Raw genomic sequence first — 22,477 nt, 5'->3', positions numbered from 1 at the left:
CATGGGAATTCCAGCTAGAGCCAACCGCGGGTCAGTTAAGCCCCGTGATGTGGCGGCTGCCCAAGTCATGAGTACCCGTGGCAACGGGAAATAGAAAATGCCTGTGGAGTCGAGGTAGCGGGGGCATCGGTAACGGTGTCTCGCCAACTGGCAGTGAAACAGGAAATCTTTGGGGCGACCCAGGGAAATCTCCCTGCATACCCGCTAGGGTGACTGGGAGAGGATATCAATTAGCGTAGTTAGCCTCACCGCCGATCACTAAAAACTCCTAAACGTAATGATGCACAAAGAACGGACAGCCCCAGAATTTGATAGCTCTTCGGTAGAAATTACTAGAGAAGAAGCATTAATGCTCTACGAAGATATGACCCTCGGTCGTACTTTTGAAGATAAATGTGCGGAAATGTATTACCGCGGCAAAATGTTCGGTTTCGTGCACCTTTATAACGGCCAAGAAGCAGTTTCCACTGGGATTATTCGCACCATGAAACCCGGTGAAGACTATGTTTGTAGTACTTACCGTGACCATGTCCATGCCCTCAGCGCTGGGGTTCCCGCCCGTGAGGTGATGGCGGAGCTATTCGGCAAGGAAACCGGCTGTAGTAAGGGTCGTGGCGGCTCGATGCACATGTTCTCTGAGGAGCATAAACTCCTTGGTGGTTATGCGTTTATTGGGGAAGGGATTCCTGTTGCAGCTGGTGCAGCATTACAAAGTAAATATCGTCGCGAAGTGATGGGTGATAAGTCGGCAGATAATGTAACGGCTTGTTTCTTTGGTGACGGGACTACTAATAATGGTCAGTTTTTTGAGACCTTGAATATGGCTGCTCTTTGGAAGCTCCCGATCATTTTTGTCGTGGAAAATAATAAGTGGGCGATCGGTATGGCTCACGAGCGGGCAACTTCTCAGCCTGAAATTTACAAAAAAGCCAGTGTTTTTAATATGCCGGGCTATGAAGTAGATGGTATGGATGTTTTAGCGATGCGTGATGTTGCCCAAAAGGCTGTTGCTCGCGCCCGTGCTGGTGAAGGTCCAACTCTCATTGAAGCATTGACCTATCGTTTCCGTGGTCACTCCCTCGCTGATCCTGATGAGCTTCGTTCTCCTGAAGAAAAGGAGTTTTGGGCCAAGCGTGATCCGATTACCCGTTTTGAAAAATTTATTCTTGGGCGTGAGTTGGCTACTGCGGATGAGCTAAAAGCTATTTCTAAAAAAATTCAGGAGGTTGTGAACGAGTCTGTAACTTTTGCGGAAAGTAGCCCTGAGCCTGATCCTAGCGAACTCACTAAATATATTTTTGCGGAATAGGTTTAAGTCTTTAACTGAAAACTTTATTCACTATATGCAAACCCCTAATTTCTCGTGGAAGTTGGGGGTTTTGTGATTGAGCTGAAAGGAATTTTGCTACCATCTAATTCACGTCAAACTACGCAATAGATTGAGCTCATGGGCATTACACCGCAGGAATATCAACAACGTCGCCGTGAGGTGATGGCGAGAATTGGTCAGGGAACAGCCATTTTCCGCAGTGCACCCTATGCGGTGATGCACAATGATGTCGAATACAATTTTCGCCAAGAGAGTAATTTTTATTATTTAACGGGTTTTAATGAGCCGGAGGCGGTGGCTGTTCTAGCGCCTCACCATGAAGAGCATCAGTTCATTTTGTTTGTGCAGCCGAAGGATTTAGAGAAAGAAACTTGGGTGGGCTATCGCACTGGGGTAGAAGCTGCGAAGGAAAAATATGGTGCGGATATTGCGTTTTCTATTGAGGAGCTAGGGGAAAAGTTACCGGAATACACCAAAGGCGGCGATCGCCTGATTTATCACTTTGGCATTGACGAGAAGTTTAACAATACAATTTTGCGCCATTATCAGTGGTTGCTCGCAACCCGCGGTAAGCGGGGAACTGGGCCGACATCTCTGGTGGATAGTAACCAAATTATGAATCCCCTACGGATGGTGAAAAGTGCGGCAGAAATTGAGATGATGCGTCGCGCCACGGCCATTTCAGCGCAGGCTCATCTACGGGCAATGGAATATGCTCAACCCGGCAAATACGAGTATCAAGTCCAAGCAGAAATTGAACATACTTTTCGTAAGGAAGGGGCGCAGGGTTTTGCTTATCCGTCGATTGTGGCGGGGGGCGCGAATGCTTGTGTTTTGCATTACATCGACAATAGCGATCGCCTTAACGATAATGAATTGCTTTTAATTGATGCTGGCGCGTCGTTTAAGTATTACAACGGCGATATTACTCGCACTTTCCCCATCGGTAAAACCTTCACACCAGAACAAAAAATTCTTTACGAAATTGTGCTCGATGCCCAGAAAAAGGCGATCGCCGAAGTGGTGGCGGGGAATTCCTATCGCGCTTCCCATGAAATAGCCGTTTGCGTGATTACCCAAGGACTAATTGACCTTGGACTGCTCAAAGGCGAGCTTGAAGAATTAATTGAAAAAGAAGCTTATAAACCTTTCTTTATGCACGGAACCGGACACTGGCTCGGTCTTGATGTCCATGACGCAGGCACGTATAAACTTAGCGCCGAAAAAGATGATTGGACAACCCTAGAAGTCGGCAACATCATTACCGTGGAGCCGGGCATTTACATTTCGCCCTACATCAAGCCCGTCGAAGGGCAGCCAGAAATCCCGGAGCGCTGGCAGGGGATTGGCATTCGCATTGAGGATGATGTGCTGGTGACTGCTGCTGGCAACGAGGTTCTCACTGCTGCCGTTCCCAAGGAAATTGAAGACTTAGAACACCGATAGGATGGGTAATATGTCAGATATTTTCTGGTTAATATTATTTTTTCTTGGCCTCGGAATTTATTTGGTGTGGTCAGCGAAAACTGAGATGGGAACAACCTTTTTTCAACGTTCAAAAGACGATGAATAGGGCGATCGCCGCAGTTAATGAATGTCAGTTCGGGTTAAAGATTGAGCATGCATACCTTAGAGATACGGAGAGAGGGAGAGAGGGAGACACGGGGAATGAGAGACGCGGGGAGGGTGTAAAACATTCAAACTTGTATTTTTTTGACCGCTGCAATTGTTTGAATGAAAAATCGCCCCATCTCTCGCTCTCCCTTTCGCTGTGTCGTCATTCCAGACCCTTCTTAAACCAAACTCAGGTTCATGATTGATGGAGTTTCACTGGCAAAATAGGCCATGTCGGTAGGGTTAATTTGGCAAAAACTAATCGAGCTGAACTATTTCGTTTGTAATTTTTTGATTGGTGACTAAACCGATGCCCTATCCAGACCCGAAGCAAAAACATCCACTCCCGAATTTTCCGCAGGTTTGTTTTATTCAAAATACAGTCGATAATCCCCAAATTATTATTGGCGACTACACCTATTACGATGACCCTGAGGATTCGGAAAACTTTGAGCGCAATGTCCTTTATCTTTTTCCCTTTGTCGGCGATCGCCTAGTTATTGGTAAATTTTGTGCGATCGCCCGTGGCGTGAAATTTATTATGAACGGTGCGAATCATAAAATGTCCGGTTTCTCGACCTATCCCTTTGAGATTTTTGGGGAAGATTGGGCGCGGGTAATGCCGGAACAAGATGAATATCCAAATAAAGGTGATACAAAAATTGGGAATGATGTGTGGATCGGCTACGACAGTGTGATTATGCCGGGCGTAAATATCGGTAATGGTGCAATTGTGGCAGCGAAATCTGTCGTGACAAAAGATGTGCCGGCCTATGGCGTTGTCGGTGGCAATCCGGCGCAACTAATCAAAAAGCGTTTTACAGACGAGACAATTAGCAAGTTAGAAAGTATTGCATGGTGGCATTGGGATATCCAAAAAATCACCGACAATCTTGAGGCGATCGCCGGTAATAATCTCGCTATTTTGCAAGGGTTAAGGAATAAATAAATCTACTTTTTGCTGCTGAGAATCTTAACGAGTTGACCAATTTGCTTTTGACTAAAGGCTTTTGAAAGTGCCTTCGCAGCATGGCTCGGATCGACAGGAACCAAAATCTGGGGCATTTTCGCGATGGCTAAATGCTTTAATTCGGGGCTAAGGGTAATTTTTTTCGGTTCACCAAGATCTAAATGATCGCCCGCTGTTTTGATTTCTTTAATGACGACCGGAGCCAGAAGATTAAAAGAATGAGCAGGGTTGGCGATCGCCTTATGGGCAGCTTTGAGAATCGTTTGCCAAGCCTTGGTCTCCTTATCGAGCTTGGCTAAAGCAACACAAACCTTCTGCAATTTTTGACGATTTTCTGGCGTTGCCTCCTGCTTGAAAATCGCTAACATTTGTCTGAGATAGTCGCGGAGCTGTTCACCCATTGTTCCTGTAGCAGGAGAGCCAGAAGCTTTAGGTTGAGGGGTTTCACCACGGGCTAAACTTTCGAGGTAGGACTGGAGTTCAGCAAATTGCGGTTCTGCCTCTTTTACCATGGCCTTACCGTCTTCGTCCTTCAGTCCGTAGGGACTTTGGAGCTTGTCAAGGAGCGCCGACAGGATATCATAGGCGCTGAGAAATAGAGATTCGAGCTGTTGATCGACTGGGATCTTATTCTCTTTAAAGATTTTAAAACCATCCTCAAGGCGGTGGGCGGTCTTTTGAATGCTGGTATAGCCCAACATCGCCGCGCCACCTTTTACAGAGTGGGCCGCCCGAAAAAGTTCGTTCATTTGTTCGCTGTCATCAGCAGCACCACCCAGATCGAGAATGCCTTGTTCGATGGTTTCTAGGTGTTCTTTTGCTTCCTCGATAAAGTAGCCGAGAATTTTTTGTTGGCTGGCAGCATCCACGGGTTATGTCCCTCACATTTTGGGGTGCAGGTTTTTGCAAGTGATGGGTGGCGGCGATCGCCCCCAAGTTCCTATTTACGTTATCAAGGATTGCAGGGGTTATCCGTACAGTCCTCAAATTTTAAAGCTTTGAAACTGTTTTGCTTTAGACAATTATGTTGACAAACTATCTAATTTCTCATTGTACTGAAAGTTTTTGAGCTGTTCTGATGAAATTTTTAATAGTGATTTAATCTAGCTCTGGACGGTCATCCAACATCATTTCCAGTAGATTATTTTGCACTTCAAACTGCATCTTATCCGTAAGCTGGGCAATGGTTCCTTGGCGATCGCCCTGATACTGCTCAGCATAATCTTGGATATTAAGCGGTTCACCAACCTTGAGCCATGCCTCATGTAAACCCTTTGGCTCAGGGATTTCCACCCGAAAGACTTCCCGTTCTAGACGAGTGAGGGTATCAATAAACCGCTCTGGCGTTGGGTAGGCTTCAACATAACCGTCGTAAATGGCATCAAAATTGAGCAGTCTCATGGTCGATTGGTAGAGTTTTTCGTAAGTTTCGAGATCGAGGGCAAACTCATCATCGGCTTTTTCAATCAGTAAAGCCTGCATTTTATAGACCCGTTCCCGCAGGGGGAAATCATCGGGAAAAGAAATTCCCAACTGCTCCTGACAAAGGTTTAAGACGGTTTTGCGGGTGAGGTTGATGCGGTCATTCCAATCGGCAGCGGCTGGTGGCTCGATATTATATTCGTCTTCTAATGTGGACATCACCGCTTCTGAGACCCGGCGCAGGCGCGGATAAAAATCCTTGGATTCTGGCTGAATACCAAAGTGGCTTTCGAGATTTTGCAGGCTTTTTTCGATGATATCTGTGCCGGACTTGAGGTAGCGATATTTGATGCTGATGGGCACGAGGTAACAAGGGGGAAATTCTTTGGTTTTTTTGGCAATCGATTGCATTGCTTGGAATGGTAACTGAATCGCCCCTGTGCGGAAGGGCATAATTGCATCGTTTTGGAAGGAGCAGCCTCCCTCTGGAAAGATCACCATTCTCGCTCGTTCTTCTTTGAGGAGTTCTAGGGTGTGGGAAATACTGCGGCGATCGCCTAAACCACGACGGATAGAATAACAGCCCATCTTCGGCAAAAAATCCCCAAGCCAACCATCAAAATTTTCGTGGGCCACTAAATAATTAAAAATTTCACCAAGCTGAGTGGCAAACAGAAAAACAGCGAGACCATCATCAAAGGTGGGATGATTTGGCATCAAGACAATACGAGCATCACCTAATTCACGTACCTTGCCAAGATCCGCTTCACTAACCCGTAATTTCAGTTGGTATTTAAACCGTCCGATCCAGTAGGAAATACTTTGCACCAAACGAATCAGCATCGGTTGGGTTTTCGTCGGAAAGAAATCAGGCTTAGACATAGACTCCAAAAAAGGTCTGGACGACTGCTCTTTTATTCTGCCCAAGGAAGTCTGAACTAAATATTAATTTTATGACGGAAAAAAAACTGTCCCAGTTAATTACCAATGATAAAACTGCCTAAATAAAGCCGTAGTCGAAGATGACACGGGAAGTGAAGAGAAGCAGTTATGGATAAGAATGTAGCCAAAATTCTTTAGAGAAAAGGAGACACGGAGAGGGAGAGACACGGGGAAGCCACGAAAATTTGCATTTTTTGAAAGCTAGTAGGATTGTTTGCATAGAAACATCTCCCGATCTCTCGCTCTCCCATTCACCGCGTCGTATTTCCGAGCATGCTTAAGCAAAACTCACGTTATTTAATTAAGAGCGGAGAGGGGGGGATTCGAACCCCCGTTAGGTTTGACCCTAAACCTGATTTCAAGTCAGGCGCATTCAACCGCTCTGCCACCTCTCCAAAACCGCTATTTATTTAGCTCGTAGCACAGCTTATCATAGCGTGCATTTTTCTTGGTGGCGATCGCCATATTTAGCAAAGGTTAGAAAATTATTAGCAATAATTGTTGCTCTCTATAGCTTTAAGCCCCACTGCCAAAATCACTATTTCCGTGATGGCGAGCGATAAAACGGCTTTTTCACGACTTTAGCTGGGTAAAGTTTACCTCGAATTTCAATCTCGACAGCTTGGCCTTTTTTGGCAAATTCGCGCGGTAGGTAGGCAAGGGCGATCGCCTGATTGAGGGTAGGCGACATCGTACCGCTGGTGACAAGACCCACCGCTTTCCCCTCGACTAGCACCGGATAATCATGGCGGGCAATACCGCGAGCTTGCATTTCCAAACCCACTAAACGTTTAGTTATCCCTTGTTTTTTTTGCGCTGTCAGAATCTCTTTGCCGATAAAATAATCTTTTTCATCCCAATGGATGAGCCAGCCCAAACCAGCTTCGAGGGGGGTGGTGTCATCATCTATATCTTGGCCGTAGAGATGCAAAGCAGTTTCGAGTCGGAGGGTATCGCGACAACCCAAGCCACAGGGAACCACTCCGGCATCGCTTAGTTTTTGCCATAGCTTTTGGCCAACTGCTGGGGAAACCATCACCTCAAAGCCATCTTCGCCGGTATAACCTGTCCGTGCGATAAAAGCTGATTCTCCTTCGATTGTTGCCTCGCTATGGTTAAACATTTTGAGGCTAGCTAAATCTAAATTCTCCACGAAGGGCTGTAGGGTTACTTCGGCTTTTTGACCTTGAACCGCAATTAAAACCTTTTCCCGCGAAACGTCGGTTAGTGAAATTCCCTTAGGTTGGAGATGGGCCGTGAGCCAATCCCAATCCTTTTGGGTTGTCGCTGCATTTACGATTAAAAATCCTTGGCGATCGCCTTGATGGTAGTAAATGATGTCGTCGATAATGCCTGCTTTTTCATTGAGCAGTACCGTATATTGAGCTTGACCGGCCGATAATCTCGCTAGATTTGACGGCACAAGGGTTTGGAGGGCTGCCACTAAATTTTCGCCAGCTAGGGCAAATTTACCCATGTGGGAAATATCGAACATCCCCACGCTATCGCGCACGGCATTATGTTCCGCTTTGAGACCGCTATATTGCACTGCCATTTCCCAGCCCGAAAACTCAACAAAACGAGCTTTAGCAGCGGCGGATAAGTCGTAGAGAGGCGTACGGAGTAAAGTCATGGGTGCAAAAATAACAGCGATCTATGACAATCATACGGGCTTTCTAAAACGGAATATCATCTTCCGGGGAAGTTGTAACAGGAGGGCGACCTTGAAGGTTTAGGGCGGGCTCTGGTTTGGGGGCTGGTGTTGGGGAAGCCGTGTCGATCATGATTGCTTCTTCTGTGTTGTCAGGGGCGAGGTGGGTCAGCTCGATCACTTCTCCATTAAAAAATTCCGCAAATGCTTGGGTGAGATGATGCAGGCGATCGCCACCATTTTCTTCGGTCGCTTCAAGAGATTCTGGTGCAAACTCAGTTGCAGCTTCCCGTTGAGGAGGAGTTGCGGCAATATCTTGGGGGGCGATCGGCATAGATTGAGCCGCCGAAGAACCGTTATGACCATTCGCTGAGCCGTTCTGGGGTTGAGTCGAAACTGGCGGTTGTACTGCTGGGGGCGGCGGTGTGTTCGGAATGACCTGTAATGGCGGCTGCTCTGGCACTGGCTGAGGTGAAGGAATTGGCGCAGGAGCATCTGGTAAATTCGTTGGCGCATCAAAAGGAGTCGCCACAGGCGCTGGCGTAATCGGTAAAGAACGCACTGGCGGTTCTGGTGCTGGCGGTGGGACATTATCAATGGCCGTAGGTGATGGCTCCGGGGAAGCTGGTGACGGCGCAAATAAATCCACATCCCCCGCTGGTTCATGACCGACTTGAAAGGAAATTTTGATTTTTTTCTGACAAGCTTTTTGAAAGGCGGCTTCAATATTTTTCTGCTTACTTTTGGCAATCCCCAGTAACGGCTGACTTTTGATGCCAATTACTGCCATTGCGCCATTAAAGTTTACTAAACATCCCTGTTGCCGTAGAAGTTGCTGCGTCGTCAGGGGTTGTAGCTGGGCAAGCATGGTTTCCCACAGCTGTTCGCGCTCTAGGGCAGAAATGGTGGGGCTAGAGGAGGTCGCGGCAATCGGTGTTGTTGCGGGAGCTGGCTGTGGAATGGGTTGGCGCTCTGGTGCTGGTGGTGCTGCCTGAATCGGTTCAACAACTGGCTGTGATTGGGGTGGGGTGGGAGTCAGGGGTTGTTGTACTGGTGGTTCAATTGAAGGATTGTTATTGACATGATTGTTGGTAAGACTTGGTTCGGGTGTTGCTGTTGGAGGAGTCGTTTGGGGCGATCGCCGATTTTCTGCCCTAGCCGGTGACGGGATTTCTGCCATTGGCTCTGGAGCAACAGGCTTCGGCGAGGGGGCAGGTGTAATTTCCCCAAAGGGATGGGTGATCGTTTCTTGTGGTGGTGGATTAATAGGAGTTGGCGCAGGGTCAACTTGAGCCGGGGCAACTTGAGCTGGGACAAACACTGGCGGACTGGCGATCGCCTCAGTCGTTACTGCAACATTCGCTAAAGCCGAGGGTAATAACCCCAAAAGAGTAATCTCTAACCACAAACGCGGCTGGGTCGTATTTTTCAGTTGATATTCACTGTCCTTGAGGTGCTGCTGACCCTTCAGGATTAACGCCAGATCCCACCCCTGTGCCTCCTGACAGAGAGCTTGCCAAGTAGGTTGGGTGACCGCGATTAAATCTCCCCGTTGGGGCGCAGTTTTTGCAATGAGTAAATTCAGATAAAAGCTCGCCAAATTTTGCAGCACAACCAAAGGTTCACGCCCCCGATTAAGCAAATTACGACAGTGCTGAATCACCGCCTCTGGACTATTACTGTGAATGACCTGAACTAATCCCAACAAATCCCGCTCAGGCACAGCGCCCACCAAATCCCAAACCTTATCGGGCGTAATTTCCCCAGAAAGCAAACTGAGCTGATCGAGCAAACTTTCCGCATCCCGCAGACCACCATTGGCAATTTGAGAAACTAAGGTGATCGATTCGAGGGGAATATCAATATTTTCGTTGCGAGCAATTTTCCGGAGGTGGCCAACCATCGCGTCGAGGGGAATCCGTCGATAGTCAAACCGTTGACAGCGCGAAATAATCGTCGGCAAAACCCGCTGGGGATCCGTCGTCGCCAACACAAACACCACATGGGCAGGCGGCTCTTCTAAGGTTTTGAGCAAGGCATTAAACGCCGCAACGCTGAGCATATGGCAGTTGTGTACCAGTAAGCCGTTGGCAACAAAATTGTGATTATCTTCAACTTCTATGTCATAAACGGGTTCTGCTTTGCCCCAAGTTACTGATTCAACCGTCTCGAAATTTGTAGTCCATTGAGGGGATTGAGAATTGTCGATGGTTGCTAATCCAGCGTCGCGTTGAGTTTGCGCCAAGTTTGACGTAGTGGTAAATCTTGTCGTTTTGTTTTCGGAGGTAGCTGAGAGTTTTTGCTGGGTATCCCAAGTCAGTAAGCCAGTGAGCCAAGAGCTGATTTTCTGAGGCGGAAAAACCTTCTGTGTGAAATTGGATGTTTGGGGTTCCGGTGGCGTTGATGGAGAGGGAACCATCGTCCATATACCACCAAGCTCGTCCTTCTGGAGTGACGTGTTGAAGCCACTGAGGAGAAATTGTTTTACTTTTGTTCCCTGAGAAGATGTCGGCTGCGACATCACAAAGCTGGGGATGGCAAACGGTTCTAGCGGTGACTGACCACTGACCGTATCCTTTGTTAGCGACACGTTGGGATTTTGGTTTAAGTTCTGGTAGTCGTGAGATTTTGTGATCCAACCACGCTTTTTGGCGATCGCCGTGTGTCCAACGTAAGCGGGGAAAGCGACTGTTGGCGTTTGGGTAGTCGAGACTGCCGTCGCCGAGTAATGTGCCGTAGACCAATCCCAATTGTTCTGTTGACAAAAATTGGAGTTGTGCTTGCCAATTTGCTGTTCTTTTTTGCCAGATACCATGTCCCTTTCTGAAAGGATGTCGTTGCCAGTAATATTCGATGCTTTTAATGCCTTTGCCTTTTTGCTGGAGGAATTTAGGAATGTCCAAGAATTCGCTACACCCGCACTTGCAAAGGGGTTTGATGTTTTCGGCGATCGCCAAGATTTTTGAGAGATTGTACTCTTTTGCGCCGTATTTGTTGCCCTTGAACTGATGTCCTCGTTTAAAGCGGCGAACTCTGCCGTCTGTGCCGTATTTATAGATTTCTGTGCCGCACCCGCATGCACAGGGGATAGTATCTTCATTCCGGCGACGACGTTTTTTGCTTGTACCCATCCTGTAGTTGTGCGAATCAGGTGATTGTCTGTGCAGCGAATTTCTCTGTTATTCGTTTTAATCGTGAGGGTCGGTTTTGTCCCTTGATCGAGCCAGCGCAAGACTTTTTTATATTCCCACTGCCCTGTTTGTTCAGAAAAACTTAAAACCTGTTTACCTTTGAGTTGCGAATCCTCTAGGCGCATTAATCCTTGGCGTGTGGTCACAAGTGTGTCCCCAGTTAAACACTCGTCAATGACATACACTTTGTAGCGACATTGCACTGGTGCAAACTGCGATCGCTCAATTAATTCGCGGATATTATCAACGCCTGTATTACTCGCCGCGTCAATTTCAATGACATCTAAAGCAGAACCGTTGGCGATCGCCCGACACACTTCGCATTCACCACAGGGCGCGGGAGTCGGATTCGCAGAGTTAAGACAATTTAAAGATTTAGCGAGAATGCGGGCACTGGAAGTTTTACCCGTACCGCGGGGCCCTGAAAATAAATAGGCTGGTGCAATCCGCTTTTGCTCTAGAGCATTACTAAGGGTTGTGGCGATCGCCTCCTGTCCCACCAGTTCTGAAAACATCTGGGGACGATATTTATGGTGGAGCGGTTCATAGGGCATCACACAAAGCAGACTTTCGGGAGAACAATTCGGGAATTGGGGATTCGATTCAGTAGAAGGAAATCTATGACCTAAAATAGGTTTTACAGAAAACGCGCAGAGTCAAACGAGAGGATCATCATAATATGGCGGGTTTGTTAAAAAAACTTTTTTCGTCAGATAAGCCAAAGAGTAAAAAGCAGCCCTTACCCGGCGATCATCTTCCCGCACTGACCGATTCTGATTTTGAATTTTTGTTGGATCAATTGCTCCAAGGCCTCGCCCACGGTTGGCAGCCTGACCGCGTGGAAGTGTTTATGTTGGATTTGGGCAGCCGCGGCAAAGCCCCGGCATGGGAAGCTTGGTTAAAGAATTTTAGCGCGAGAATTTTGGCGCAATCCCAACGTGTCCAACAGCGTCAAATTGGCACTCGCCTCATTTACATTAGTGACGCGCTCAACCATTCTCCCAAATTACAGCGTCTCTCCAAGGTATTTTCCCAGTATGGTCAACAACTCGTAACGGGTCAAAAGGAAGGCACACTTAATTTGATTTGGGAATATGATGGCCCCGATGCCGTCGCTGAGCCAACGGCAGAACCTGTCCAAGATGCCCAGCCACTAACCGAAGTTAAACCAGCTCCCCCAACACCAACTGCACAACCCGTTGCGCCTCAACCAACAGCTGAAACAGTCATTCAATCTTCACCCACGGCGGCCAGTGACACAGTGGTACAACCACCAACGCCTGAGGTGGCAGCGACTTCCGAACCGCAATCAACCGCAACGGAAACGACTTTTCAACCCCAAACAGCGGAGCCTGTTTCTCCCCAAAGTGAGGCGCTCCAGGTACTTTTTAATCGGGGTTTAAGTAAGGCTGACCAAGGGGATTTTGCGGGGGCGATCGCCGACTGGGACGAAGTTTTAAAAATGAATGACCAGATCCCCCAGGTTTGGCACAATCGCGGTAGTGCTTTCGGTTGTCTTGGGCAATTTGATTCGGCGTTGCAATGCTTTGATAAGGCGATCGCCATTCTGCCCACAGGTGTTGTGGCGTGGAAAGATCGCAGCTACGCTCTCATGAAGCTGGAACGTTGGCAAGAGGCTCTAGAAAGCTGGAATCACACGATTGAATTGCGCGATAACGTGGCAGAGGCTTGGTTCCAACGGGGCTGTACCCTAGAGCGCCTCGGCAAAATGGATAATGCCCGAATCAACTACCGTAAGGCGATCGCCCTTGAACCAGAATTTGCCCAAGCCAAACAACGCCTTGAACTTCTCGAATCTGGCGTAGACATCCCTTCTAGCCCCGCCCCAGAAACCGCTTCTAGCCCGAACCCAGACCCCTGGGGAGACGCATAAACAACCCTGCCAAAAAAAGAAAACAAAAAAACAGTCCAGAGCAAACCAGACCCATGATGCTTTCTTGAGTGAGAAGGCTATTTTTTACTGACGAAAACCTATGATTGACAGAATTTATACCGATGGTGGCTGCATTAATAATCCCGGCTCCGGCGGCTGGGGCGTTGTCGTCAAATACAAAGATGGTTCCGTTACCGAGCTCGGCGATCGCCAAGACCAGACCACCAATAACCGCATGGAAATGCAGGCAGCCATTGAAGCCCTCAAACTCTTTCGGGATAGCGATCAGCGGGAATCCATTCAACTTTTAACCGATAGCAAATACGTCATTGATGGCATCACCAAATGGATTAAAGGTTGGAAACGTAAAGGCTGGAAAAAATCCTCTGGTGCACCAGTCCTAAACCAAGACCTATGGCAGGAAATGGATAAACTTAACCATCCCGCCGTCGAGTGGACACACGTGAAAGGTCATAGTGGCGAAGAAGGTAACGAACGAGCTGATGCGATCGCCAACAGCTTTGCCCGGGGAAAAGCGCCAATTTTAAAAACCGCTCGGTTCACCAGTGAAAACCAAAAAAACACACAAAAATTACAAAATCTTCCTAAAACTGGAGTGATTCCTTCAACATCCGTAACAGAATTGTCAGTAGATTCCGATGAAAACTCTATAGTGATCCCAAGCGTATCAAGAGTAAATGTTATGACTGACTCCTCAGGTGTTGAAGAAATCGTATTGTCCCGCCACGAACGCGTCCAACAACTTAGTGCTTTGATTGAAAGTTTGCGTATTGCTGACGAAATTGCCGATAAAGGGTATTTCATTAGCAGCTCTGAACTTGCCGATCTTATGGATGTCAATGCCAGTGCCGTGACCAGTCGGGGACATGAATGGACGTGGCGTAATTGGATTGTGTCCCGTGTGAAACGAGAAGGCAACCAAATTTTGTGGCAACTAGACCGCATTATGGGTGATGCCGAGGCTTCCTAAACTCCAGTACGATCGCGGCACGTTAACGTTACATCCACCGCCACAGGGTAAAGATTGGCTTGATTTTGCCACTTGGGATGATCGCATCGAAAAATTCCGCATTCCTGCCCATCACTACCGTCGTCTCGTTGCAACGTTAAATCAAGCGCCAACCGAATTTATTGACGATTGCCACAACTTCACACCTTTAGATCTGCAAGCTAGTTTCTCTCTAACGCCTTATCCCCATCAACTAGAGGCACTGACGGCATGGAAACAGGGCGATCGCCAAGGTGTCGTAGTTTTGCCCACAGCCGCCGGCAAAACCTATCTGGCTCAACTCGCCATCGAATCAACGCCGAGACCAACCTTAATTTTGGTTCCCACCCTAGATTTGATGCACCAATGGTATGAGCAACTGACTAAGGCTTTTCCGGGGGTTGATGTAGGCTTGCTTGGTGGTGGCTCCCGCGATCGCACACCAATTTTAGTCGCGACCTATAACAGCGCCGCGATCCATGCCGAAACCCTCGGCAATCAATATGCGCTGCAAATTTTTGACGAATGCCACCATCTGCCCAGCGACTTTTTTCGGGTTATTGCTGAATATTCCCTTGCGCCCTATCGCCTCGGGTTAACAGCGACACCTGAACGCAGCGACGGAAAAGACAAAGACTTAGACTGGCTAATCGGCAAAATTGTCTACGACAAAACGCCCGACCAACTTTCTGGTAAAGCCCTCGCAGCATTTCAAAGTATTCAAATCCCCGTTGAACTGACAGAACTAGAACAAAAAGCCTACGAGCAGGCGATCGCCACCCGCAACCAATTTTTGCGAGACAACCATATTTCCTTGGGAAGTCTGCAGGGTTGGCAATATTTCGTTGCCGCCAGTTGTCGCTCCCCCGCAGGTCGTCGCGCCATGCTTGCCCACCGCCAAGCCAAAGATATTTCTGCCGGAACCATGGGTAAGCTACGCACTCTCAGTGAACTAATTCAGAAACATTACCCTGACAAAATTCTAATTTTCACCAACGATAATGCGACTGTTTATCGAATCTCCCAAGATTTTCTGATTCCTGCCCTCACCCATCAAACACCCGTCAAAGAAAGACACAATATTCTCGAAGCCTTCCGCCACGGTCAATACCACGTCCTAGTGACCTCCCATGTGCTCAATGAAGGGGTAGATGTACCCGCCGCAAAAGTAGCAATTATTCTGTCAGGGACGAGTTCTTCACGGGAATATATCCAACGACTTGGGCGAATTTTAAGAAAGGGAAATTCTCAAAACAAATTGGCAATCCTGTATGAATTGGTAGCAAAAAATACAAACGAAGAAGGGGTTTCAGTTAGACGGCGATCGCCATCACAAAGGGCATTCAAATCAATAGAAAAATCAAAAATATCCGACTTCACTAATCGCGCAGCAGAATCCAAAAAGCCTTGGCCAAAAAAGAATACAGAAGAATTTTAACTATAAATAACACAAAAAATCTAATCGACGGCAGCAAGAATCTAACAGAATTTCTTTTCTTTTAATATTTGTTGAATATCCAGAAAAAAACAGTAGAACTTAACCAAAAGATAACTTTATCTTTTATTTATTTTGTGAGTATAATAAGACAATCAGATTTATTAAAAACGCGATACAAAGAATCTAAATTCCTTTAAATACCATGCACTTATCTCCGAAGCCTACCCAAAAGACGCGTACAAATTTTGAGCGCACCTTACAAAGATTAGAACAAGAAGTATTGCGTATGGGAGCCTTGGTAGAGGAGGCATTTCGCCTCGGTCATAACTGCCTATTTAAAGAAGATTTAGAAGCACGAGAGCTATTAGTTAAATTAGATAAAAAAATAGATCGTTATTACCGAAAGATTGAGGCAGATTGCTCAGCGATGCTGATTTTGCAAGCGCCAGTTGGGCAAGATTGCCGCATTGTCAGTGCCTTTATGCAGCTGGTTCGAGATTTAGAAAGAATAGCTGATTATGCCAAGGATCTTTCAGAAATGTCGCTGCGCCTTGTGCCCTATCCTACCCATATTTTGATGGCGGAAATTGAGGGCATGTCTGCCCATGCAAGGTTGATGTTGTCCACAAGTTTGGTGGCTCTTGCCGACCTTGATCAAGATGCTGGTGCTTATGTCAAACACCTCGATGATCGTGTTGATGATGATTATGACCGTTTATATGAAGCCCTTGCCAATCAACAAATGATCGGCGGTTCCATCGAGCCTTTTATTTTAATGGGATTGATTATCCGTGATTTAGAACGGATGGCCGACCATGCCACTAATATTGCGCAACGCGTTTCCTATGTCACTACGGGAGAACGCCATTAATAGTCGTCATCTTCAGATAGATCTACGACATCGATCCAACTTTCTAGTTCTTCCCACCCTAAACCTTTGCGGATTAGAGCTGGCTGGTTTGAGGTGAAGTCGAGAATGGTAGAGACCTTAAAGCCGGGTTCGTCTTCGGTATCGATAATGATGTCTACGAGGGGATCGAGGGCATCAAATAATCTGGCTTTTTCGAGTCCTAGGGTAAATAGCTCGCCATCTTCGTCGGGCATATGGGCAGAGGTGGAAATAATCGGGTTTCCTAGTGCCTCTAGTAGTCCTTGGCTGATGGCTTGGTCTGGGACGCGAATACCGGAGGTGCGTCGCTTCGGACTGAGCACCATCTTGGGGACTTGCTTGGTGGCGGGTAGTAAAAAAGTATAGGGCCCTGGCACAACGCGTTTCATGATGCGGTAGGCTTCGTCGCTAACCAAAGCATATTCGGAAATATTAGAGAGGGACGAGCACAAAAAGGTTAGGGGTTTGTCGTTAGCGAGTTGCTTGATTTTGCGGACTTTTTGGACGGCTTGTTTCGCTGTTAGATCACAGCCAATGGCGTACACTGTATCTGTCGGATAGAGCATTACTGCACCGCTTCGCAATTGTTTGGCGATCGCCTCTAGGTCGCGCTGTTGCGGATTTTGCGGGTGTAGAGAATAAAGTTTAGCCATTGTTGCCACCATGAAAAAGATTGCGTATCTAGAATGCCCGACAGGGATCGCTGGGGATATGTGCCTCGGAGCATTAGTAGATGGGGGCGTTCCGTTGGAATATCTCGCAAATCAGCTAAATCGGCTGGGGATCGCTTCTGAGTACGATCTTCGGGCGGAAACGGTGATTCGTCAAGGACAACGGGCAACGAAGGTTCATGTTCAGGTATCAGGTATCAGGGAACAGTTATCAGAAAGGAGGATGGGTGAAGCGAACTCAGAAGTAGAAAATAGTTCGGTGGATTCTGCTGAGCGAAACCCATCGCAGCAGACATCAGATATCAGACATGAGACATCGGGGGAAGAGCATCAGCACGAGGATCATCATGATCACGGTCATGAGCATGGGCACAAGCACGCTCACGAACATCATCATGATCATGGTCATGCGCCACACCGTCATTTGCCGGAAATTCAAGGGCTAATTCGGCAGGCTGGGTTTCCGGAACGGGTTGAGCAGTGGAGTTTGGATATTTTTCAAAATTTGGCGATCGCCGAAGCGACGGTTCATGGGTCAACGCCGGAAGATGTGCATTTTCATGAGGTGGGGGCAACGGATGCGCTGGTGGATATTGTGGGCACTTGTTTGGGCTTGGATTGGTTAGGTATTGAGGCGTTGTATTGTTCGCCGATGCCGACGGGGGGCGGTACGGTAAAGGCAGCCCATGGGATTTTGCCTGTGCCTGTGCCGGCGGTGCTTCAACTTTGGCAACAACGGCAAGTGCCGATTTATAGCAATGGCATCAAAAAAGAATTAGTCACCCCGACGGGCGCGGCGATCGCCACTACTTTGGCAAAGGAATTTGGGGAACCGCCGATGATGCAGCTGGAACGGGTTGCCCTTGGCTCTGGCACGATTGATTTACCTCTACCGAATTTATTGCGGCTTTGGATCGGCTCTGTGGAGACTGCGGCAAATCTTGAAACGGTGATGGAGCTAGAAACGCAAATCGATGATCTCAATCCCCAGGCGATCGCCTATGCCTGTGAAAAGCTGAGAGAAGCCGGAGCAATGGACGTTTTCACCCAAGGAATCGCCATGAAAAAAAATCGGTTGGGGACGCTTCTAACGGTAATTTGCCCTAACGATTTAGTTGAAACTTGCGAAAAAATTATTTTTACTGAAACCACTACTCTAGGCATCCGCCGCCAAAGCCAGAGCCGCTCTATTCTTGACCGTCGCTTTGAAATAATTTCTACACCTCACGGCGACATTAAGATCAAAATTGGCTTCCGGGGTGACAAAATTTATAACGTTCAGCCGGAATACGAAGACTGTGCGGCGATCGCCAGCAAAACAGGACAACCATGGCAGGCGATCGCCCAACAAGCGGTAGAGCAATACGCCCTCGAATAATCTCAATAAAAAAAAGGTACAGAAAGTACCTCTCAGTATTAGCCATAGATTGAAATTAGTTTGTTGAACCTACATGATGCCAACAAAATGCAAAGGACCTTGACCACTCAATAATTCAAGCAACAACGCAAAAAAGCCAATCATGGCAAGGCGACCATTTAATACTTCAGCACTGGTGTTGAGACCCCAAGACAACTCCTGTGGGTACATTTTCATGTTTTCTTTCGGGTGAGTCACTTGGCTAAAGGTGCGGGGCCTATCCTCTAGGGACTCCGTAACCAGATTAGATAAACACTCAATAAAAGTGGGGTGGGTATTTAGTGCAGGAACACGACGGAAATTGGTAATGCCCGCTTCCTCTGCCACCTCGCGGTATTCCATATCAATCTCTTGCAAAGTCTCGATATGCTCTGAGACAAAACTGATGGGAATAACAAGAATATCTTTAACACCCTTTTTACCCAACTCATTAAGGGAATCTTCTGTATAAGGCTGCAGCCATTCCACAGGACCGACACGGCTTTGATAGGCCAGCGTATAGTCATTTGGTCGGTTGAGGGCTGCCATGATCAGACGCGTACATTCTTCAATCTCTTTCTGATAGGGATCCCCTGCTTCCTCGACATAACTCTGGGGGACACCGTGGGCGCTAAAGAAAATATGGGCTTTGTCGGGATCTTCAAACTGATCTAGTTCTTGACGGATCAAATCCACCATTGCGGCAATGTACTGGGGATGGTCATACCAAGAGGCAATGAGGGTGTAGTCAATTTGCTTGAGATCTTCATCTGTGCGCCACATTTCTTCGAGCACACGGAAGCTAGAACCGCTGGTGCTGATAGAAAATTGGGGATAAAGGGGAAGGACAACAAGTTTATCGAGGTTGTCTCCTTTAATTTCGGCGATCGCCTCCTCTGTGAAAGGATGCCAATAGCGCATACCGATGTAAACTTTGACATCTCGTCCCCACTCCTGGAGCTTTTCAGCCAGAGCAGTGCCTTGAGCCTCTGTAATTTGTCGGAGGGGCGAACCACCACCAATCTCTTTGTAATTTTCTTGAGATTTGCCCGCACGGAGGGAAGAGATTAGCCAAGCTAGTGGCTTCTGCATCCAAGGCGCAGGCAAACGGATAATTTCGGGATCAGCAAACAAATTAAATAAAAAAGGACGAACATCCTCTAATTTGTCTGGCCCACCTAAGTTAAGTAATAAGACCCCAACACGACCCATAGCTACTACAGATTAAATTTACTGGTATTTTCTTTAAGTTATTGTAACAAGATAGCGGCTGTGGGTGTTTTCCCTGTCGCAATGGCTACAAGAAAGACGAAAAAGTTTACATTTCAACACTTTTGACTTCATTATTTTGTTCTCAGCCGGAGTTTTTATCGTATTTTTTAGCGGGAAAAGCGGCTCATCTCCACGGGGGGGGATCGGCTGGGGCGATCGCCCAATCAAGCATAAATACGGAGTTTGAGGCGATGTACCAAACTGGGCAAAAGTCCGGAATCACTAGGCAATAAGGTATTGAGTGCGGCATCTTCATCATGATCATTCCAGTAGATGGCGGGGCAGGACATAGAGGGTTGTCCCTTCGCGGCGCACAACGTAAACCGTTTCGTCGGCTGCGATGGTGAGGGTTTCATCGTCGCATCTGGCTCGCCAAGAGTTGCCTTCGTATAAAACTCGACCAGCCTTTCCCGGGGCGATCGCCGTGAGGGTTTCAGCCTGAGGGTCGTCGCTGAGAGTGCGTTTCGATGTTTTGGGCGTAAAAAATTTACGGGAGGCTATCACTGCCACAGTGGAGAAAATTAGCCAGAGGGCAATTTGAAAATTAGAAGAAATGGGGACGAACAGCAAAATGGCTGCCACACCGAGGGCACTAACACCCATCATGAATTCGACAAAGGCTGTAGGGAAGAAAAATTCGAGGGAGCATAGTCCCGCGCCGATACAAAGCCAGATCAACATTGGGTTATTCACTTGCTGCTAAACCTCGCGGGGGAACTGTCCAATCAATAACTTGCGTTAACACGTAACGCCAATGCGTTGATTCCGCTAAATTGGGTGTAGATTTAATCATAGCTTGACCATTTTGGTACAGATACATCAATATTTTGGCTGCTACCTGTGCTGTAATGTTTCGTTAGTTTTATATGTCTTCATCTCCTGCGACAACGACTCCTTATTTACGGGCATCGGGTTCCTTGGCACTACATTTCCAGGTGTCGGATCTCGTTGCTGATCGATATCGCGTTGTTGCGCCCCAAATTTGGCAGGACACTAAGCCGGAATTGCCAGCGGTTTGTGAACATCCTCCGGCGATCGCCAAGCTGTACGGCAAGCTTTATCCCCGTCAACTCCACATTCCTCGGGTTTATGACATTTGTCCCTTACCGGAAGGAGATCTGCTGCTCCTCGACAATATTCCCATCACCGAAAATGGCGAAATTTTGTCTGCCCTTGGCTCGATTTGGGTAGACAGTTCACCCCTACGACAGCTTTATTGGCTCTGGCAAATCCTTGATCTTTGGGAAGATTTACAAGCAGTCAACGCTGTTTCAACGATTCTCCTCCTCGAAAATGTTCGTATCGATGGTTGGCGCATTCGGGTGATGGAGCTAATTGAAGATCCAGAGGATACCGAGATTAGTTTAAAAAATATTGCTGAAAGTTGGCGATCGCTCCAAATTCGTAGCAGTCAAGCCATTCGGGCCGATCTCGAATCTGTCCTCACCCAACTCGAAGATCCTGAAGCGACCTTCAAAGAGATTCAAATTAGCCTCAACAATTTACTCATTGGGCAATCAAGTCAACAGTTGCTACGCACGAAAGTTACTACTGCTTCCGAAGCCGGACAACAGCCAGATATCAATGAAGATAGCTATTTCCCAGTAGCCCAAGAGCAAAAAACAGAAGACCTCGCCAACTATTTAGTGATGGTTTGTGATGGGATTGCGGGTCATGAAGGGGGAGAGATTGCCAGTCAGCTAGCGATCCAGTCGTTGAAATTGCAGTTAGGGGGCTTGCTCAAAGAAATTGAAGCGGCAGCAGACATTTTGCAACCTCACGTGGTGATACAACAACTGGCGGCTTATATTCGCGTGGCTAATAACGTCATCACCGCCCGGAATGACGCGCAGGGTCGAGCTTCCCGCAAACGAATGGCAACTACTTTAACCCTTGCTTTGCAACTGCCCCAAAAGCTTAATGAAGACGATTCGGGCATTGGAAATAGTCATGAGCTTTATATTGCTAATGTGGGTGATAGCCGCGCTTATTGGATTACGGAGACGAAGTGTATTTGCCTCACCGTTGACGATGATGTGGTGAGTCGGGAAGTTCAAGCGGGTCGTAGCTTATATCGTCATGCCCAAACCAGAACGGATGCTGCTGCTATTACCCAAGCTCTGGGGACGAGGGATGGTACGGCATTGCACCCTACAATTCGGCGGTTTATTCTCGATGAAGATGGTGTTTTGGTGGTTTGTTCTGATGGTTTAAGTGATCAGGGCTTTCTGGAGGAAAATTGGCAGACCTTTGCGCCAGTCATTATTCAAGAGCGTCTTACACCGGAGATGATGCTCCAAGCTTTGATGGGTCAAGCTGTTGAAAAAAATACTCACGATAATATTACGGCGGCGATCGCCTTCTATGGCATTACACCCCAGCATCCGGTGGTGATTAAGGCAGGGGAATTAGCGACGGTTCTACCGGAGTCCGAAGATGTGCTGTTCGAGCTACAAAAACCGGAAGAGGCTTTAGAATCTACAGCAACTTCATCGGAGACATTGACTGACGCTGTAGCAGCAACGGATGAAGACAACGAGCTTGCCGAAATGGCGGAAAAAGAGGGTCTTTCCTTTGGGATGATCGCCTTTGGGTTAATTGCGCTAATTATTGTGACTGCAACTGTTGCCTTGGGCTTAGATTGGTTTGTGCGTCGTCAATCGCCTCAACAGCCTGATACTCCGGATGTGGAGCAGCCCCTCGAAAATAATTAACGTCAGTTATGGATAAGAATGTAGCCAAAATTCTTTAGAGAAAAGGAGATACGGAGAGAGAGACACGGGGAAGC

At 47.5% G+C, this 22,477-nt stretch carries 17 protein-coding genes, 1 tRNA gene and 1 pseudogene; 10 read left to right on the top strand and 9 right to left on the bottom strand.

All coding sequences use genetic code 11. The features are described from left to right. Window positions 1-280 precede the first annotated feature (280 nt). The 3 genes from pdhA to NIES208_RS15105 all read left to right on the top strand — a co-directional run bounded on the left by pdhA (window position 281) and on the right by NIES208_RS15105 (window position 3,893). Entirely contained in the window at window positions 281-1,309 is a 1,029-nt protein-coding gene (gene pdhA, locus NIES208_RS15115; protein WP_075893823.1) for a pyruvate dehydrogenase (acetyl-transferring) E1 component subunit alpha, read from the top strand. 138 nt (window positions 1,310-1,447) lie between these two features. Continuing rightward, the gene (locus NIES208_RS15110; RefSeq protein ID WP_075893815.1) at window positions 1,448-2,776 is read left to right on the top strand and encodes an aminopeptidase P N-terminal domain-containing protein; all 1,329 of its coding nucleotides are present in this window, start codon (window positions 1,448-1,450) and stop codon (window positions 2,774-2,776) included. A 478-nt stretch (window positions 2,777-3,254) separates the two neighbouring features. Next, the gene (locus NIES208_RS15105) at window positions 3,255-3,893 is read left to right on the top strand and encodes a Vat family streptogramin A O-acetyltransferase (RefSeq protein ID WP_075893814.1); all 639 of its coding nucleotides are present in this window, start codon (window positions 3,255-3,257) and stop codon (window positions 3,891-3,893) included. Between the two features lie 2 nt (window positions 3,894-3,895). On the opposite strand, the gene NIES208_RS15100 is transcribed toward NIES208_RS15105, so the two are convergent. From NIES208_RS15100 to dnaX, 5 genes are all read right to left on the bottom strand, one after another. Next, window positions 3,896-4,783, bottom strand: a complete 888-nt coding sequence (locus NIES208_RS15100) for an Hpt domain-containing protein (protein ID WP_075893813.1) — start codon at window positions 4,781-4,783, stop codon at window positions 3,896-3,898. Between the two features lie 229 nt (window positions 4,784-5,012). Continuing rightward, window positions 5,013-6,218: a 1-acyl-sn-glycerol-3-phosphate acyltransferase gene (locus NIES208_RS15095; RefSeq protein ID WP_075893812.1), complete on the bottom strand. Its 1,206-nt coding sequence runs from the start codon at window positions 6,216-6,218 to the stop codon at window positions 5,013-5,015. Between the two features lie 368 nt (window positions 6,219-6,586). Beyond that, window positions 6,587-6,673: transfer RNA gene (locus NIES208_RS15090), tRNA-Ser, on the bottom strand. 143 nt (window positions 6,674-6,816) lie between these two features. Then, entirely contained in the window at window positions 6,817-7,911 is a 1,095-nt protein-coding gene (gcvT, locus tag NIES208_RS15085) for a glycine cleavage system aminomethyltransferase GcvT (protein ID WP_075893811.1), read from the bottom strand. Between the two features lie 43 nt (window positions 7,912-7,954). Continuing rightward, window positions 7,955-11,674, bottom strand: coding sequence for a DNA polymerase III subunit gamma/tau (dnaX, locus tag NIES208_RS19880; RefSeq protein WP_075893810.1), 3,720 nt, complete (start codon window positions 11,672-11,674; stop codon window positions 7,955-7,957). 125 nt (window positions 11,675-11,799) lie between these two features. Between dnaX and NIES208_RS15075 the strand changes: the two genes are divergently transcribed. From NIES208_RS15075 to phoU, 5 genes and pseudogenes are all read left to right on the top strand, one after another. Then, on the top strand, window positions 11,800-13,014 hold the full coding sequence (locus NIES208_RS15075) for a tetratricopeptide repeat protein (RefSeq protein WP_075893809.1): 1,215 nt from the start codon (window positions 11,800-11,802) through the stop codon (window positions 13,012-13,014). 100 nt (window positions 13,015-13,114) lie between these two features. Then, a pseudogene (rnhA, locus tag NIES208_RS19825) lies at window positions 13,115-13,528 on the top strand (ribonuclease HI); the annotation flags it as partial. A 189-nt stretch (window positions 13,529-13,717) separates the two neighbouring features. Continuing rightward, window positions 13,718-14,005: a hypothetical protein gene (locus NIES208_RS19820; protein WP_315861648.1), complete on the top strand. Its 288-nt coding sequence runs from the start codon at window positions 13,718-13,720 to the stop codon at window positions 14,003-14,005. Beyond that, window positions 13,989-15,461, top strand: coding sequence for a DEAD/DEAH box helicase (locus NIES208_RS15065; protein ID WP_075893807.1), 1,473 nt, complete (start codon window positions 13,989-13,991; stop codon window positions 15,459-15,461). The genes NIES208_RS19820 and NIES208_RS15065 overlap by 17 nt, the downstream gene beginning before the upstream one ends. 202 nt (window positions 15,462-15,663) lie before the next feature. Further along, window positions 15,664-16,332 carry a phosphate signaling complex protein PhoU gene (gene phoU / locus NIES208_RS15060; protein WP_075893806.1) on the top strand — a complete coding sequence of 223 codons (669 nt, stop codon included), beginning with the start codon at window positions 15,664-15,666 and terminating at the stop codon, window positions 16,330-16,332. Here the strand turns inward: phoU and NIES208_RS15055 are convergent. Continuing rightward, complete coding sequence (locus NIES208_RS15055) at window positions 16,329-17,003, bottom strand: L-threonylcarbamoyladenylate synthase (protein WP_075893822.1); 675 nt, start codon at window positions 17,001-17,003, stop codon at window positions 16,329-16,331. The two genes, phoU and NIES208_RS15055, sit on opposite strands and share 4 nt — an antisense overlap. A gap of 10 nt (window positions 17,004-17,013) precedes the next feature. Between NIES208_RS15055 and larC the strand changes: the two genes are divergently transcribed. Continuing rightward, the gene (larC, locus tag NIES208_RS15050) at window positions 17,014-18,399 is read left to right on the top strand and encodes a nickel pincer cofactor biosynthesis protein LarC (RefSeq protein ID WP_075893805.1); all 1,386 of its coding nucleotides are present in this window, start codon (window positions 17,014-17,016) and stop codon (window positions 18,397-18,399) included. Between the two features lie 69 nt (window positions 18,400-18,468). On the opposite strand, the gene hemH is transcribed toward larC, so the two are convergent. The 3 genes from hemH to NIES208_RS15040 all read right to left on the bottom strand — a co-directional run bounded on the left by hemH (window position 18,469) and on the right by NIES208_RS15040 (window position 20,370). After that, on the bottom strand, window positions 18,469-19,629 hold the full coding sequence (gene hemH, locus NIES208_RS15045) for a ferrochelatase (protein ID WP_075893804.1): 1,161 nt from the start codon (window positions 19,627-19,629) through the stop codon (window positions 18,469-18,471). 224 nt (window positions 19,630-19,853) lie between these two features. Further along, window positions 19,854-19,979 (bottom strand): hypothetical protein, encoded by a 126-nt coding sequence (locus tag NIES208_RS19725; protein WP_282956490.1) that lies wholly within the window; start codon window positions 19,977-19,979, stop codon window positions 19,854-19,856. After that, window positions 19,951-20,370, bottom strand: a complete 420-nt coding sequence (locus NIES208_RS15040) for an NfeD family protein (RefSeq protein WP_075893803.1) — start codon at window positions 20,368-20,370, stop codon at window positions 19,951-19,953. The genes NIES208_RS19725 and NIES208_RS15040 overlap by 29 nt, the downstream gene beginning before the upstream one ends. Before the next feature lie 185 nt (window positions 20,371-20,555). Here NIES208_RS15040 and NIES208_RS15035 point away from each other — a divergent pair, with 185 nt between their 5' ends. After that, window positions 20,556-22,403, top strand: a complete 1,848-nt coding sequence (locus NIES208_RS15035; protein ID WP_075893802.1) for a PP2C family protein-serine/threonine phosphatase — start codon at window positions 20,556-20,558, stop codon at window positions 22,401-22,403. Window positions 22,404-22,477 lie beyond the last annotated feature (74 nt).

The organism is [Limnothrix rosea] IAM M-220 (assembly GCF_001904615.1).
Lineage (GTDB): Bacteria > Cyanobacteriota > Cyanobacteriia > Cyanobacteriales > MRBY01 > MRBY01.
Note: the sequence above shows the minus strand (reverse complement) of the source record. Positions and strands in the feature narration are given on the sequence as shown.